The following is a 14628-nucleotide window of genomic DNA, read 5'->3' as shown; positions in this document are numbered from 1 at the left end:
CGATTGGGCAGGCCGGCTATGTCATTCGCTATCGTGTGGAGGGCGCTAACGTCGTCGTCACTCGCATCTTCCACACTTTGGAAGATCGTTCTGCCTGATCTATTCCGGCGTCCAGCCTTCGAAGGGGCGGGTGTAGCGTTCGCCCTTGGCCAGCAGGACGTTGTTGGCGTTGGCGACGCCGAGTTCCAGGCTTTCGGCGATACGACGGGCGCGTTCGATGAAGTGCGCGGAGGCAACCGGCGGACAGAGGTCGTTGGCGGTCGCGACGAAGATTTCCAGCCAACGGTCGAAGTGGCGGGCGTCGATGGGCAGGGGCAGGTGCTTGGGCATCGGCCGGCCCTGATAGACGCCGGTGGACAGGGCGACGGACGACCAGAACAGCTTCATCTGCGCCAGATGCGGGCCCCAGTCGTCGATGCGGGCGGCGAAGATCGGGCCGATCAGCCGGTCGTCGCGGACACGCGCGTAGAAGGCCTCCACAAGGGCGTCGATCATCGGCTCGTCTATGCCGGTTTCGTCGCGCAGGCGCTGGACGGCGGCCGCGCGGCGCGCGTCGGCTTCGGCCGAATCGTCGATGCGGAAGGGGCTGGACATGGCCGTCAGATAGAGGGACGCGCGGGGCCGCGCCACTGGACGTTCCGCCCTCTCTCACACGGCCGTGTTCGTCGTCGGACTTGCGCATCGTCCGATCTGGACCCATCCTCCGTGTTCTGAAGCGTTTTTGCAGAAGGCCTGAAGACCATGATCATCGCACTGGCAACCGGTTCCGCCCTGTCCGCCATGCTGCTCGTGATCGTTCATGCCCGTGCGCCCCAGCCCAAGCGCGTCCCCGTCCGTATTCGCGACCCTCGACAAGGTCGCCGCACGGACGTCTGAGGGCGCGACCCTTTTCGACAATCTGAACCTGACGTTCGGGGCTGAGCGCACCGGCGTCGTCGGCCGCAATGGCGCGGGCAAGAGCACCCTGCTGCGCCTGATCGCGGGCGAGGCCTTGCCGGCCGAAGGCGTCGCGACGCGATCCGGCGCGGTCGGCCTGTTGCGCCAGCGATATGATCCAGTGCCCGGCGAGACCGTGGCCCAGACCCTGGGCGTCGGCGGCCCGCTGGCGATGATCGTGCGCGTGCTGGCCGGAGCAGGGAGCGAGGAAGACCTGGCCGAGGCGGACTGGACCCTTGAGGCGCGGCTGGCGCAGGCTTTGGCCGATGTCGGCCTGGACGGGATCGCTCTGGATCGTCCGACCGGCGGGCTGAGCGGCGGAGAACAGACGCGGCTGCGACTGGCGGCGCTGATGTTGGCCCAACCCGACCTGCTGTTGCTGGACGAACCGACCAATCATCTGGATGCGCAAGCCAGGGCGCTGGTGGCCGAGGTGGTCGGGCGCTGGCCTGGCGGTGTGGCGGTCGTCAGCCATGACCGGAGCCTGCTGCGCCGTATGAACCGCATCCTGGATGTGTCGAGCCTGGGCGTCACGGTCCACGGCGGCGGCTATGATTCCTATGTTGCGTACAAGGCGGCCGAGCGTGCGGCGGCGGCGCGCGACCTGTCGGAGGCCGAACGCGGCCTGGCCCGCGTGGGCGCCGAAGCCCAACGGCGAACGGAGGCGAAGGCCCGACGCGACGCGGCCGGCCGTCGCCAGGCGGCCCGGAACGATCAACCCAAGATTCTGCTGGGACGTCGGGCCGAACGGGCCGAGAACAGCGGCGGTCGCGACCGCCTGTTGGCCCAGCGGCAAACGGAACAGGCGCAATCCGCCCTGGCCGAGGCGCAGTCGCGGGTGGAGCGCACCCGCGCCCTGTCCATTCCCATGCCACCGACCGGCCTAGCGGAAGGGCGTACGGTGCTGGCGCTGGAGGGCGCGAGCTGGCGCGCGCCGGACGGGCGGTGCGTGGTCGGGCCGATAGACCTGAAGATGGTCGGGCCGGAACGGGTGGCCGTGACCGGCGCCAACGGGGCGGGCAAGACGACCCTGCTGCGATTGGCGGTCGGCGCCCTGCCGCCCGGCGAGGGGCGGGTGGATCGTCCGGTGCGCGCGGCCCTGCTGGACCAGGAAGCGGCGCTGTTGAAACCGGACGAAACGCTGATCGCGGCCTGGCGGCGGCTGAACCCCGGCGGGTCGGACAATGACGCCCATGCCGCCCTGGCGCGCTTTCTGTTCCGCAACACGGCCGCGCATCGCCGCGTGGGCGACCTGTCGGGCGGAGAGCGGTTGAGAGCGGCGCTGGCCTGCGTTCTGACGGGCGATACGCCGCCGCAGCTTCTGGTGCTGGACGAGCCGACCAATCATCTGGACCTGGACGCCGTCGCAGCCGTCGAGGACGCGCTCAACGCCTATGACGGGGCGATGCTGGTGGTCAGCCACGACGCCGATTTTCTGGCGGCGCTTAACATCGACCGGACGGTCGGACTCTAAATCTGCGCCTCAGCCCCAGGCTTCGACCGTGCCGCGGCGGCGGGCGGCGGGCGGGGCGGACAGTTGGACGCGCGGCTCGGCCTCGGCGCGACCGAACAGCCAGCCTTGGCCGTAATCGACGCCGGCCGACTTCAGTTCGGCGGCGACCGCCTCGGTCTCGATCATCTCGCCGATGGTTTCGAGCTTCATCGAGCGGCACATCTCCACGATGCTGTGCAACAGGGTCTTCGACCGCTCCTCGGTCAGGATGTCGCGCACGATGGCGCCGTCGACCTTGACCGCGTCCACGGCCAGCTTCCGCAGATAGTCGAAGGCGGCGGCCCCGGCGCCGAAATCGTCGATGCAGACCTTGATGCCCGCCTCGCGCAGGGCCGAAAGCCGGCGATTGGCCGCCTCGATGTCCGCGACGGCCGAGGTCTCGGTGACTTCGACGATCAGGCGGCGGCGTTCCTCCGGCGCCCCGGCCGTCATGCGAAGCAACTGTTCGACATAGGCGTCGTCGCCCAGCGAGGCGCCCGAGACGTTGATCGCCATCTTCAGCAGGCCGGCGCCAGGCTGGCGCATTCGTTTCAGCACCTTCTCCGCCACGGCCAGGTCGAAGGATTCGATCAGCTCCAACTCTTCGGCCATACGGATGGCGTCGGCGGGGCCGGTGTTGGGGTTGAACCGGGCCAGGGCCTCGAAATGATGGACGGCGCGGGACCCGAGATGGACGATGGGCTGGTAATGGACCTGGAACTCGCGCGACTTGACCACGCTGCGGAAGGTCTCGGCGTCGCGGAAGGTGCGTTTCAGGGAATCCGCAAACGCGATCTGGGGGTTGGCCAAGCCGTCGCCTTTCAGACAGCCCTCGATGGCGAACCGCATGGCGCGCAGCACGCACAGCGAATCCGAGCCGGGCGGTACGGGCGAGCTGAACGCCTCGGCGCCCAAGGACAGGCCCTCGGCGCGGCCGGCCTCCATGATTTCCGCGGCGATGTCGCGGCGGTCGTTGGCGGGACGGAGCAGGGCGAAGCGGTCGCCGGTCAACTGGGCGGCGCTCGATCCGGGGACCGCCGCCGATTGCAGGGTGGCCTCGATACGGCGGTTCAGGCGGTCCGCGACGTTGCCGCCGACGTCGTCCAGCCCCTTGATGTCCAGGAAGGACAGGGCCAGGTCGGCGTTGGCGTCCAGGACGCGGCCCGCATCGGCCAGGAAGGCGTCCGCCTGCACCAGGGGACGGGTTTCAAGATCGGCCAGGGCGAAGGCCGGACCTTCGTAGGATATGGCGCAGGACACGGCCGGGGCCATCTGCGGCAGGACGAAGGCGCGAAAGGCCGCGCGCCGCACGCGGTCCGGCCCGACCTTCACCAGGATGGATGCGGCCGGGATGCGAACGCCCGGCTTCACGGCCTTCAGGGCCGCCAGGGTGGCCGATCCGTCGTGGAGCAGGTCGGCCAGGGACCGGCCCGTCCAGGTCGCGCCCGCATCTTCGCCCGCCACGGCGCCCGCGCCGATGGCGAAGGACACCGTGCCTCCGGGATCCACCTCGACCAGGGTGTCGGCGGATGCGAAGGCCAGGCCAAGAAGACGAGTGGTCAGCGTCATGGCGCCACCCTGGCACGGCCGCGCTTAAAAAATCGGCAATGGCGGACAGTCGGCCGTCAGGCGGTCCGATTGAAGGCCACGGCCCGACCGTCGCCCTGGGCCGCGCGTCCGTCGGCGGCGTAGGCGCTGGCCGGAGTGCGGGCGGCCGTGACCTCTGCGGCGATGGCGCGCACAAGGCCTTCGGAGATCTGGCGGGCCGCGTCGACGGCGCGGGCGTGGGCGCTCAGCACCGCGTCGAAGGCGCGTGTGGCCTCGGTCAGCGCCTTCCTGTCCTCCGGCGGTGCGCCGCGCAGCAGGGCGGGGTTGGCCTTCACATGGGCGGTGTCGCGCCGATAGAGGTTGGCCATCTCCTGCGTTTCGGCCAGGCCAGCGGCGACATCCTGGGGGCGGCGGTCGGCGAAGGCCTGGGTCTCGGCGGACAGGCGCTCGGTCAGGCGGCGGGTCAGGACGATCAACTGGCGCACACGCGCCTGCGACAGCTCATGGTCGGTCATGGGCGTCCTTCCTGCATCTTCAGCATTTCCGACATGACCGGGCCGCTCAGGCCGATGCCGCCGGCTTTCACCGTGGTCTTGGCCATCTCGTCCAGCATGAAGCTGCGCCAGGTCGCTTCGGCCTGACCGCCGCCGAACAGGCCGTCGGTCGACAGGCCGTCGAACATGGGCTTCAGCATCTGGGAGATGAAGGTGGCCTCGAAGGCCTGGGCGGTTTCCCTGATCTTGTCGCGATTGGCGGGCGTGGGCGCGGCGGCGGCGGGGCGCAGCAGGTCGGCGGAGACGGTCAAGTCGCTCATGCTCACATCACCTCGATGTCGGCCTGAAGGGCGCCGGCGGCCTTGATGGCCTGCAGGATGCTGATCATGTCGCGCGGGCTGACCCCCAGGGCGTTCAGGCCGTTGACCAGGGTCGACAGATTGGCGCCGCCGCCGACCAGGCGCATCTGGGTGCCCAGGTCCTCTTCGACATTGACCTGGCTGGAGGGGACGATGGCGGTCTGGCCCTGGCTGAAGGGCGCGGGCTGGCTGACGATGGGCTGCTCGTCCACCGATATGGTCAGATTGCCCTGGGCGATGGCGACGCGCGAGATGCGCACCGCATCGCCCATGACGATGACGCCGTTCACCTCGTCGATGATGACCTTGGCCGGCGTATCCACGCTGACCGGCAGGTTTTCGATCCGGCTGATGAAGCCCGCCATGCCCAGCTGGGCTGGGGCGCGCAGGGCGACCACCGTGCCGTTCTCGGCCAGGGCCGCACCCGGATAGGCGGCGTTGACCACGGCCGCGACGCGCTGGGCGGTGGTGAAGTCCGGGTTGCGCAGGTTCAGGCGAACCTCGTTCATGTTCGCCATCTGGAAACCGGTCTCGCGCTCGACCAGGGCGCCCGAGGCGATGCGGCCGGCGGTCGGAACGCCGCGCGTCACCGAAGAGCCCGATCCGCCGGACGCCGACACCGCGCCGGTCTGCACCGACCCTTGCGCCACCGCATAGACCTGGCCGTCGGCCCCTTGCAGGCTGGTCACGACCAGCGATCCGCCCAACAGGCTCTTGGCGTCGCACATTGAGGCGACGGAGACGTCGATGCGCGAACCCGGCGTGGCGAAGGCGGGCAGATCGGCCGTCACCATGACGGCGGCCATGTTCTTGGTGTTGGCGTTGGAGCCGCGGATATTGACGCCCAGCCGCTCGGTCATGCCTTCCAGCGACTGGCGGGTGAAAGGGCAGTTGCGCAAGGAGTCGCCCGTGCCGTTCAGCCCCATGACCATGCCGTAGCCGACCAGCTGGTTGCCGCGCACGCCCTCGACGGCCGCGATGTCCTTGATGCGCGACTGCATCTGGGCCTGGGCCAGCGTCGGGCCGGCCGAGGCCGTCAGGGCGGCGACGGCGCAGGCGGCAAGGCGGGCAAGCAGATTTTGCATCGGTCGAACGTCCACGCAGCTTTACGTCAACGCCATGCCAGGATCATGCCGCACGATTAACCAAGAAAATTCAACGCCAATCGGCTCTCACGTGGGGCGGATGCGGCAGGATTTGCCGGGGCGTTAACCAAACAGTCATCGCCGCCCGTCATCCATGGCCCATGATGCGGAGCACCTGGGCATGAAGGTTGTCGGGCCAAACGGCGTCAGCACGCCGACCAGCACGCGCACGGCGCGATCCGCCAGCGGCTTTTCGCTGGGCCAGGCCCCCGCCGCCGCCGCGCCCGCCGCCGCGACCGCCAGCGCCGCGACGGGCGGCGTGTCGGATGTATCGGCCCTTATGGCGCTGCAGGGCGTGGAAGGGCCGCTGGAGCGGCGCCGGCGCGCCATCCGCAGGGGCGGCGGGCTGCTGGATCGATTGGACGAACTGAAACTGGCGCTGCTGGGCGGCGAGGCGGATGAGGCCTTGCTGGACCGACTGGCGCGCAGTCTTCGCGAGGAGCGGGCGGACGACGGCGATACGGGGCTGAACGCCGTGCTGGACCAGATCGACCTGCGCGCCTCGGTCGAACTGGCCAAGGCGGAAATGCGCCGCCCCGCCGGCCGAGGCTGAAAAACCCACGGATGTCAAGCGGCTAAGCTTGTGAGGTGAGTGACAAATGTCACTTTGTCCGTCTGCCGGCCCCATTTGCATCACGGAATCGAGAACCGCGTTGCCGCGACTCGTCAGGCTGACTATACGGCCTTCTGCGCCACAGGGGGGCGTGTTAGAGAGCGTGAGATCGATGAACGCTTTGGCGTCCGTTGTGACCGACGAATCAGGCCCATATCGCCCGTCCGACGACGAGCCGTTCATGAACGAACGGCAGCAGGCCTATTTCAAGAAGAAGCTGCTGGACTGGAAAGAGGACATCCTCCGCGAGTCCAAGGGCACGGTGGTCAATCTGAAGGCCGAGACCGAGAACCACCCCGATCTGGTGGACCGGGCCTCGTCCGAATCCGACCGCGCGCTGGAACTGCGCACGCGCGATCGCCAGCGCAAGCTGATCTCCAAGATCGACGACGCCTTGCGTCGGATCGAGGACGGCACCTACGGCTATTGCGAGGATACGGGCGAACCCATCGGCCTGGGACGCCTGGAAGCCCGTCCGACCGCCACCCTGTCGGTCGAAGCCCAGGAGCGCCACGAGCGCCGCGAGCGTGTTCACCGCGACGACTGATCGGCCCAGTCAGACAGGCGAGACGGTCGCGAGATCGGTGCGGCTGAAGTCGTCGCCCTTGAACATAGGGGGCGCGTCGTTTCGCTTGGCTATGACGTAGGCGAACAACGCCGAGATTGAGCCTGGCCGGCGCGCGATTGTCGAAATTCATCTGAACCTGTGCAGCCGCTTGGATGCCTTGCCAGGCGCAGCCGCGATTTGCTTGTCGAAATTTGCGATCAGGGCATCCAGATCAGCGACACCGCGTCGCCTCGATCTCCGCTCAAGCCGTGCAGCCCGCGTGCGCCTGCTGATAGCCACCGACGACAAGACCGAGATGGCTCCGCAGGTAGGATTCGAACCTACGACCAGCCGATTAACAGTCGGCTGCTCTACCACTGAGCTACTGCGGAACATCTGCTCGGGAGGCGGGCCTATAGCAGCGGGGGTTCCGATCTTGCAATGGGAAATAAAGTCATCTTGCCGATAATTATCCAGGATCCCGAGGACCCGCGCGTCGCCGCCTATCGCGACATTCGCGAGCGCGATCTGACGGGGCGTCAGGGCCTGTTCATCGCCGAAGGGGAGGTGGTGGTGCGGGTGCTCGCCTCCGACGCCGCGCGGGCGCGGCCCCTGTCGCTGCTGCTGGCGGACAAGCGTGTGGCGGCGCTGGGCGACGTGATCGAGCGCTTGCCGGCGGGCACGCCCGTCTATGCCGCGGGCCAGGCGGTTCTGGATCGGATCGCCGGGTTCGAACTGCATCGGGGCGTGCTGGCCCTGGGCGAAAAGCCCGCGCCGCCGCCGTTGGAAAGCCTGTTGGCGCAGGTCTCGCCGGACGATGTGTTCGTCGTCGCCATCGGCATCGGCAATCACGACAACATGGGCGGCCTGTTCCGCAACGCCGCCGCGTTCGGGGCCAGGGCGGTGCTGCTGGATTCGACCTGCTGCGATCCCTTTTATCGCAAGGCCATCCGCGTCTCGGTCGGGGCGGTGCTGCGCACGCCGTTCGCGGTCGCCGGGTCGTCCGCCCTTCTGGATGCTCTGGCCGGGGCGGGGGTCGAGGTGCTGGCGCTGACCCCCTCGGCGGATGCAAGGCTGGCGGACTATCGCCGCGAGGGTCCGGTCGCGATCATGCTGGGGTCGGAGGGGCCGGGCCTGCCGGCGGAAACGATCGCTCGCTGCCGGCCGATCGGCATAGAGATGGCCGGGGGCTTCGATTCGCTGAATGTCGCCGCCACCAGCGCGGCGGCCCTGCATCACCTGACGACCACGGCGTGGCGGGGCCCGTGAACGCGAAGGCCGCCCCGAGAGGCGGCCGTCGTCGTCGTCGCGATGGAGGCCTGACCGGGAATCGAACCCGGGTGCAAGGATTTGCAGTCCCCGATATGGCGAGGTTTTTCAAAAGCCGGTCCGCAAACCGTCTAAAGTTATCCCCACGCGGCGACTGGATCACAGCCTCATCTGCAAACCAAATGTTCCCATTCTGTTCACGTTCGGCTATGTCGCCCATCCAGTCGGTGGCGCGACGGAGGATAGAATGCCGGAACCCCTATCGACTGAAGAACTGATGCGCCTGGACGCCGAGTGGGCCGCGCGCACCGCGCCGCTGCCCGGCAAACCTCACCCCAGACCCCATCCAAGCCTGCCCGAGGTCCTGGCGCCCGGATCGAACGTCGCCTACCCGTCGCCAGAGGAGAACGCCCGCCTGGTCCAGCAGGCCTTGGCGCTCGGGCTGGGGCGCTTTCGGCCCCTATGACCTACTACGCCGACGACACGACGATAGACGACGTGTCCTCCGGGAATCAGCTGTCGTGCGTCTGTCGGTGCGGACACACGACCATCCCGGCTTGGCGGACGCTGCCCAAATCGCAACAGTTCACGCCGCTGCGCGATCTCAGGCGGAAGATGATCTGCCGGAAATGCGGCGCCCGGTCTCCAACGCTGTTGATCCACGGATTCCAGGGCACAGGTTCGGCGCTCTATGAGTTCTGGCGCTGGCCCAAATAGCGAAAGGCCGCCCCGGTCTCCCGGAGCGGCCTCGATAGCGGCGCGGTAAGCTACGTCGCGGCCGGCCGGAACATACGCCGGGCGGATGCCCAATCCACCTGCTGAAGGAACCAACCAGCGGGAGCCGCAAGTGCATGATAGCAGAAAGGCCGCCCGGCACAAACCGGAGCGGCCTCGATAGCGGAGCCTGGGCTCGACGCTGCACGGGGATTCAACAGGGCCAGAGGGGGTCGGTGTGAGCGACCCCTTATTTCTGCCTAGCCCGGCCGAGGTCGGATTTCCGGCGGCGGACAACTGAGGCCCTTCATCCCCATGGCGTCGAAGAACCGGCACAGCCGCCCGACCGTGGCCCAGCCTTCCTCGCCCCAGGCCTCTACGGCGTTGTCGTAGCGCTCGCCCGCGATCCGGCTGGTCAGCACCTCGTCAGGCGGGACCGGCTTGGGCTGGACCCGCAAGTCCGTCGCAGGCGGGAAGGCTGCGCCCGGCGTCCCGCAACTGGCGACAGCGGCGCCTAAGCTCGCGATCATCAGGGAGGCTGTCAGGAATCGCTTCAGCGGCATGGTCTCTCTCCTCTTGCCGGTTGCGGATGGTGGAAGTCTCGGTCTGGCGCTCGCCAGCGGCCGTTTCCCGAGCGCTGGAGGCCTTCGCTTCGATCTTGTGGGCTTGGGCCGCCTTGCGGTCGCGTTCGCCCTGTGCGGCCCTGTGAGCGCAATAGCCGCCGAACAGCAGGAAGGCGGCCAGGACGCCGATGGTGATCCAGGCGGTCGGGGTGAGGGCGCGGAGGAAGCGGAGGGCGATCACAGGATCAGCCCCTTGGCCTTGGCCGTCAACGCGGCGCGCTCGGCCTCGTGGTTCGCCGGTTTGTCGGATCGCGGATTGCCCCGGTTCACGCCGCGCGAGCAGGCCGCCCCGTTGTCCTGATCGGCCCACGCGTTCAGTCCCATGCGGGACCAGAACAGGGTGCTGGCCAGCAGCCCGAGCGATGGCGTCGACAGCAGTTGCGGATGGCGCTCGAGGTCGATCCCGAGCGCGCGGCCGTCGCGCCTGTAGTTGGCCCGCCCCGTGGTCTGGATCGGCCCCCGACCCTTGTAGCGTTTGCCGTCTCCGGGCTGGGTGTTGCCGAGATCGGCCCGGCCCTCATAGTCCGCGCCGCTGGCGATCTCCTCCATCGCCTTGAAGCCTAGACTCTCGTGGGCGCACTGCCCCATGAAGTGGGCTAGGCGCAGTCCGGTTTCGAGGATGGCGTAGGTTCGGAAATGGACATTGGCGGCTAGGCCGAGTTCGGCGGCGATGTCGGGCGCCGCGCCCATCCTGGCGAACAGGGCCGTCAACGTTCCGGCGCCGATCACGCCGTCAACGGACACGCCGAGGCGCTGTTGCATTCGACGTGCGTCGAGCATTGGTCGGTCTCCAGATTGTCGAAGGGGATGCGAACGGCGTTCGCTTGTGCTTAGGTCGTCGCCATGCCGATGCAGCACGACAACGGAAGCCCGCTATGGGGCGCGCCCGAGCCGAAATGGCCGCGCAAGGTGCGGATCGTCGTTCTGGTCGCGGTCAGCCTCGCCCTATGGGCCGCCATCGCGGGCGGGGTCTATCTGCTGACGCGGCTGCTGGCGGGCTAACAGCGGGCGGAGCGCCAGGCGCGCCAAGCGACGATGTTAAAGATGGATTGCTGAAATGGATCGCCACCTGATTTTCCACGGAGCGTTGACGCCCATCGCCGCCCGGAACACGCAAATCTTGATGGTGGGAGCCTTTCGTGAGGGGGCGACCCGCGTTGTGCTCCATATTTGCAGCGGAGGCGGTGATGTCGTCGCCGGCGTCGGCCTTTATAACTTCATTCGCAGCCTGCCTTGGCGTGTCGATACGCACGCTTTCGGGCCGTGCGATTCAATAGCAGCCACGGTGTTTATGGCTGGCGCCGCACGCACCTGCCTGCCGATCAGCGCCTTTGTGCTGCATGGAGCCACCTACTCGGACGGCCCCAAAGTTGGGCAGCGCGCGCCTAATACGGACCTCATCGGAGCGCCATTCAGGGAAATTCTCGGGTGGAGCGATCCGCAGATTGATCACTATTTCGGAACGGAAGATCGGCGGCTTCTTCCGAGGGAGGCCCTGACGCTTGGTATTGTGACGTCTGTGCAGCAGTTTGCGCTGCCCATGGATGCCAATGCGATTGTCCATGTTGCGATGCCCGCCTGAGAGAGGCGCAGCCGTTGACCCGGCAATCCTCGGAGACGCAGCCGCAGGCAGAGGCCGTTTGCGCGACGTAGCTCATACACATCTTTCCTTTAAAGCCTGATGCGAACGCCGTTCGCGAACCCGGTTCGTCAGTCCGTCTTCGGCTGATAGGGGTCGGGCTGCGCCGCCAAATCCTTGATCACCTTGGGCATGGCCGCCTCCAGCGCGGGCGGCAGGTCTTCGACCAGAACCGTCCGCACGTCCGAGACATCGGCCCGTCGCGTCTCCAAGGTCGCCTCTTCTGCCCGGCGATCCACGGTCGCTCGGGTGTTGTGGACCCACATGCTGATCAGCACCGCCGAGGAGGTGACGGCGCACAGGACGATGAAGCCGATGAACCCGGCGTCCAGGGTCGCGCCGCCCAGCACCTCGGCGATGACGAACACGCAGGCCAGAGCCGTGGCGTCCATCAACAGGCGCACCGCCGCATTGGTCAGATAGGCGCTGCGGACACGGGGCCTCAGCAACTCGGCGCGGGCGAAGACGGTCAGGCCGGTGATCCCGGCCGCCGCGATGACGATCATCTGGATCGGGGTCATGGCGTTGGCTTCATGCTGGTCAGCCAGCGCAGCGCCAGGTCGCGCAGCGTGGCGGGGTTGGAGAGCATCTTGACGGCGCCGAACACGCCGGGGGCGAAGCGCCAGGCCCCCATGCCGATGCCGAAGCCGATGGCGCGGAGATCGGCGGGGGTCATGCCGGGCCAGAACCGTTCCGACTGCGGCGCGACATAGCCTGCGACCAAGGCCCCGACGAGGATCGCGAACCCGCCCTCGACCGTGGCGCGCAGGATTTCACGCGGGGACGCCGGCTCGGGGCCCAGCGACACGACGCCGATATGGACCAGGGCGGACACCAGCCCGCCAGCCGCGCCCGCGACCGCCACCCATTCGGGGTCGAGCGGGTTCGCGCTGATCACGCCGGCATAGGCCGCCATGCTGACCGTCAGGTTCAGCAGGAAGCCGACGCCGAGCGCGGTCAAGGGTTCGACCCAGCGCAACGCGCGGGCCGGGGAAGGGCGGTGCATGGCGGACTCCTCGCCGGGGGGGCTTCGGCAGGTAGACAAACCGCCGTGCGGGCGGCTTGGGTCGAGGTCAGGTTTCGGCGGGCGCCGGGGCGTTCATCGCCGCGAGGGTGCGGATTTTATCGTCGGCCGTCGCCATCGGCATCGCCATTGAAAACATCAGATTGGCCGCGGTCGGGTCTATGGCCTGCAGGGTGTGCGCCGCGTCCTGCATGACCTTGATCGCGGTTTTGATCGGAGAAGTGTCGGACGACGAACCCCAGCCGGCTTCGAGGAATGGCTGAAGGACCGCCATGGCGGCCGCCTTTCGTTCTGCGGCTGCTGCGGCGTCGGCGGCGGCGACATTGGCGCGCTGCTGCTCGATCTCTTCAGCGGTGTAGGTCTTGGTCATGGTCAGGCTCCTTCGATATCGGCGTCGAGACGCGCTTGGTTTTCGGGGGTGTTGTTGACGTCTAGCGGGATCGGATCGCCCTTGGGCGGCTGCCAATACAGGCGCAGGCGTTCGTCGTTCAGGGTCTCGTATCCGGGGACCGAACCCGGCAGCAGGCGGGTCACGTCCTCGCCCACGGCCAGTTCCAGCCAGGCGCGGGGCTTGGCCGAGCGCAGCAGGGCGCCGCGCTTGGTCGAACGGGCCTTCTCGATCTCGCCGGCCGCGTCGACGGCGGTGTGGGCGAGATAGTCGGACGCCTGGCCTCGGAAGGTCGAGATCACGATGGACCTCAACTGAGGACGGTTCTCGTCCAGCGCGTCCAGGGAGGTCGACAGGATGGCGACGACGCTGTCGGCCGGGATGCTGGTGATCGTGCCGTCATGTTTGGTCAGAATGGCGTTGGGCATGGGATGTCCTTGGATGGGTTAAACAGAAGGGTTGTAGGTCGCGACGATGTCGCCGGAGATCGAGGCCGTGCCACTGCCGGCCGACCGGCGACCGCGCACATTGAGGGTCAGGTTTCCGGCAGGCCGCGTCTGCGCCCACGGCCCGGTCGGGCTGAAGCTGAAGTCCAGCGCCGAGGCTGCGTCGCCGGCAGGCACGAAGACGGTCGCAGTCGCCAAAGGTGTCGAAGCGCCGGCCTCGATCAGCTGCAGTTCGACCGTCGCCCCCGTGCCGGTCGATTGACCGCCCAGGGAAACGGACGTCAGACCCCACAAACCCGATCCGGGGCGGTTGTTCAGCGTCATGGAGCCCAGGGTCGAGAAGGTGCTCGATGACAAGCTGCCGACCACGGCGATCCGGTTCTGCCCGGCCCCGGCGGTGCCGCCACCGGAGCCCAGTTCAGCCGTGCCGTAATAGACCTTGCTGTCGGTACCGAACGCCCACGAACCATTGGTGCGCGTGATGTCGGCGACCGCCGTCGCCTTCGGCCCCAGCCACATGATGCAGTCGGACCCGGCCCCGAACCCGGCGCCGTAGATCATCTTCGCCGTGCCGGACGTGGGCGTGAAGATCAGCGCCGGAATGGTCGGGTCCAGCGTGATCTGTTTAGCCAGCCCCATGAATAGCTTGCCGGTAATGAAAACATCGCCGCCGATCAGCTTCATCGCCGTGATGACTTCGCCGCCGATAACGCTGCAAAACTCCAGCGCCGAGGCGACCAGACGGCCATAGGAGTTGGTGCCCTGGGTTCTGAACAGCAGTTGGAACGGGTCGCCGCCCGACGCGCCGATGACCTCGAAGATGACGTTGGCGAGGCGGGTCTGTGCATCGGCCGCGACAGCGGCGGTGACTGAAAGCGAAGCCGCCAGGGCCTCTGTCGTCCCCTCGTCAGACCAAGCCGTCGCAGGAAGACGACCGCGCTCGACCTTCATCCGGCGAACCCCGGCCGAGCCGCCGGCCGAGAAGTTAGGCCATGTGACTAGACGCGCATTGAAAGCATTGGCCGGGGCAAGCGCCTCGCCGGAAACAGTATCGCCAAAATCCCGATTGGCGACCTGGCGACCGGCATAGTTTCCACCGACCCGATTGAAGCTGCTGTCATAGAATTCAAGCCAGATATCGCACGTCCCGCCGAAGATCTTCGGATCAGCGGACCAAGTGACCCAAGACTCAGGGGCGATCTCTGCGAAGTGAGCGTTGTCGTTATAGAGATACGACCCTGAAACCGCGCAACTGAAACCCCGCCCGAACCCATAGCCGAAGTCTTGCGTAGACCAGTTGGGGCCGCCCACCCATCCATCCATGCCGCGAGCGCCGGTCGAGTTGTAGAGAAGCTGGTTACGGGACGCGCTGACCGACGCCGCCAGATTGG

The 14628-nt window shown here is 67.6% G+C and carries 19 protein-coding genes and 1 tRNA gene; 7 read left to right on the top strand and 13 right to left on the bottom strand.

All coding sequences use genetic code 11. The features are described 5' to 3' along the window. Positions 1 to 99: 99 nt before the first annotated feature. Positions 100 to 630, bottom strand: coding sequence for a group III truncated hemoglobin (locus tag DI624_RS10050; RefSeq protein ID WP_291537867.1), 531 nt, complete (start codon positions 628 to 630; stop codon positions 100 to 102). A gap of 169 nt (positions 631 to 799) precedes the next feature. On the opposite strand from DI624_RS10050, the gene DI624_RS10045 reads away from it, so the two are divergent. Then, positions 800 to 2410: an ABC-F family ATP-binding cassette domain-containing protein gene (locus tag DI624_RS10045; protein WP_291537865.1), complete on the top strand. Its 1611-nt coding sequence runs from the start codon at positions 800 to 802 to the stop codon at positions 2408 to 2410. A gap of 9 nt (positions 2411 to 2419) precedes the next feature. On the opposite strand, the gene DI624_RS10040 is transcribed toward DI624_RS10045, so the two are convergent. The 4 genes from DI624_RS10040 to DI624_RS10025 are packed head-to-tail and all read right to left on the bottom strand — an operon-like array spanning position 2420 to position 5914. Further along, positions 2420 to 3997, bottom strand: coding sequence for an EAL domain-containing protein (locus tag DI624_RS10040; RefSeq protein WP_291537864.1), 1578 nt, complete (start codon positions 3995 to 3997; stop codon positions 2420 to 2422). Positions 3998 to 4053: 56 nt separating this feature from the next. Then, entirely contained in the window at positions 4054 to 4491 is a 438-nt protein-coding gene (locus DI624_RS10035) for a flagellar basal-body protein FlbY (protein WP_291537862.1), read from the bottom strand. Then, positions 4488 to 4790 carry a rod-binding protein gene (locus tag DI624_RS10030; RefSeq protein ID WP_291537861.1) on the bottom strand — a complete coding sequence of 101 codons (303 nt, stop codon included), beginning with the start codon at positions 4788 to 4790 and terminating at the stop codon, positions 4488 to 4490. Before DI624_RS10030 ends, DI624_RS10035 begins: the two co-directional genes overlap by 4 nt. Before the next feature lie 2 nt (positions 4791 to 4792). Beyond that, complete coding sequence (locus tag DI624_RS10025; protein WP_291537859.1) at positions 4793 to 5914, bottom strand: flagellar basal body P-ring protein FlgI; 1122 nt, start codon at positions 5912 to 5914, stop codon at positions 4793 to 4795. Between the two features lie 181 nt (positions 5915 to 6095). On the opposite strand from DI624_RS10025, the gene DI624_RS10020 reads away from it, so the two are divergent. Together DI624_RS10020 and dksA are read left to right on the top strand one after the other, a co-directional pair. Beyond that, complete coding sequence (locus DI624_RS10020) at positions 6096 to 6527, top strand: flagellar assembly protein FliX (protein ID WP_291537857.1); 432 nt, start codon at positions 6096 to 6098, stop codon at positions 6525 to 6527. Positions 6528 to 6699: 172 nt separating this feature from the next. Next, on the top strand, positions 6700 to 7134 hold the full coding sequence (gene dksA, locus DI624_RS10015; RefSeq protein ID WP_291537854.1) for an RNA polymerase-binding protein DksA: 435 nt from the start codon (positions 6700 to 6702) through the stop codon (positions 7132 to 7134). Positions 7135 to 7451: 317 nt separating this feature from the next. Here the strand turns inward: dksA and DI624_RS10010 are convergent. After that, positions 7452 to 7526: transfer RNA gene (locus tag DI624_RS10010), tRNA-Asn, on the bottom strand. Between the two features lie 64 nt (positions 7527 to 7590). On the opposite strand from DI624_RS10010, the gene DI624_RS10005 reads away from it, so the two are divergent. Both DI624_RS10005 and DI624_RS10000 read left to right on the top strand, forming a co-directional pair. Next, the gene (locus tag DI624_RS10005; protein ID WP_291537998.1) at positions 7591 to 8403 is read left to right on the top strand and encodes an RNA methyltransferase; all 813 of its coding nucleotides are present in this window, start codon (positions 7591 to 7593) and stop codon (positions 8401 to 8403) included. A 247-nt stretch (positions 8404 to 8650) separates the two neighbouring features. After that, the gene (locus tag DI624_RS10000) at positions 8651 to 8869 is read left to right on the top strand and encodes a hypothetical protein (RefSeq protein ID WP_291537851.1); all 219 of its coding nucleotides are present in this window, start codon (positions 8651 to 8653) and stop codon (positions 8867 to 8869) included. Between the two features lie 508 nt (positions 8870 to 9377). Here DI624_RS10000 and DI624_RS09995 read toward each other — a convergent pair. Together DI624_RS09995 and DI624_RS09990 are read right to left on the bottom strand one after the other, a co-directional pair. Next, positions 9378 to 9680, bottom strand: a complete 303-nt coding sequence (locus DI624_RS09995; RefSeq protein ID WP_291537849.1) for a hypothetical protein — start codon at positions 9678 to 9680, stop codon at positions 9378 to 9380. A 237-nt stretch (positions 9681 to 9917) separates the two neighbouring features. Next, positions 9918 to 10502, bottom strand: coding sequence for a glycoside hydrolase family 19 protein (locus tag DI624_RS09990; RefSeq protein ID WP_291537846.1), 585 nt, complete (start codon positions 10500 to 10502; stop codon positions 9918 to 9920). An 81-nt stretch (positions 10503 to 10583) separates the two neighbouring features. Between DI624_RS09990 and DI624_RS09985 the strand changes: the two genes are divergently transcribed. After that, on the top strand, positions 10584 to 10742 hold the full coding sequence (locus DI624_RS09985) for a hypothetical protein (RefSeq protein ID WP_291537844.1): 159 nt from the start codon (positions 10584 to 10586) through the stop codon (positions 10740 to 10742). Positions 10743 to 10797: 55 nt separating this feature from the next. After that, positions 10798 to 11322, top strand: coding sequence for an ATP-dependent Clp protease proteolytic subunit (locus DI624_RS09980; protein ID WP_291537843.1), 525 nt, complete (start codon positions 10798 to 10800; stop codon positions 11320 to 11322). A 128-nt stretch (positions 11323 to 11450) separates the two neighbouring features. On the opposite strand, the gene DI624_RS09975 is transcribed toward DI624_RS09980, so the two are convergent. The 5 genes from DI624_RS09975 to DI624_RS09955 all read right to left on the bottom strand — a co-directional run. Then, complete coding sequence (locus tag DI624_RS09975) at positions 11451 to 11900, bottom strand: hypothetical protein (RefSeq protein ID WP_291537840.1); 450 nt, start codon at positions 11898 to 11900, stop codon at positions 11451 to 11453. After that, entirely contained in the window at positions 11897 to 12385 is a 489-nt protein-coding gene (locus DI624_RS09970) for a hypothetical protein (protein WP_291537837.1), read from the bottom strand. Before DI624_RS09970 ends, DI624_RS09975 begins: the two co-directional genes overlap by 4 nt. Before the next feature lie 67 nt (positions 12386 to 12452). Further along, on the bottom strand, positions 12453 to 12773 hold the full coding sequence (locus DI624_RS09965; RefSeq protein WP_291537835.1) for a hypothetical protein: 321 nt from the start codon (positions 12771 to 12773) through the stop codon (positions 12453 to 12455). 2 nt (positions 12774 to 12775) lie between these two features. After that, positions 12776 to 13219, bottom strand: a complete 444-nt coding sequence (locus DI624_RS09960; RefSeq protein WP_291537834.1) for a hypothetical protein — start codon at positions 13217 to 13219, stop codon at positions 12776 to 12778. Between the two features lie 18 nt (positions 13220 to 13237). Continuing rightward, positions 13238 to 14628: hypothetical protein (locus tag DI624_RS09955; RefSeq protein WP_291537833.1), on the bottom strand; the 1391-nt coding region annotated here is incomplete at its 5' end.

The organism is Brevundimonas sp., from assembly GCF_003248455.1.
Classification (GTDB): Bacteria; Pseudomonadota; Alphaproteobacteria; order Caulobacterales; family Caulobacteraceae; genus Brevundimonas.
This window is presented reverse-complemented; position numbering and strand designations above follow the sequence as displayed.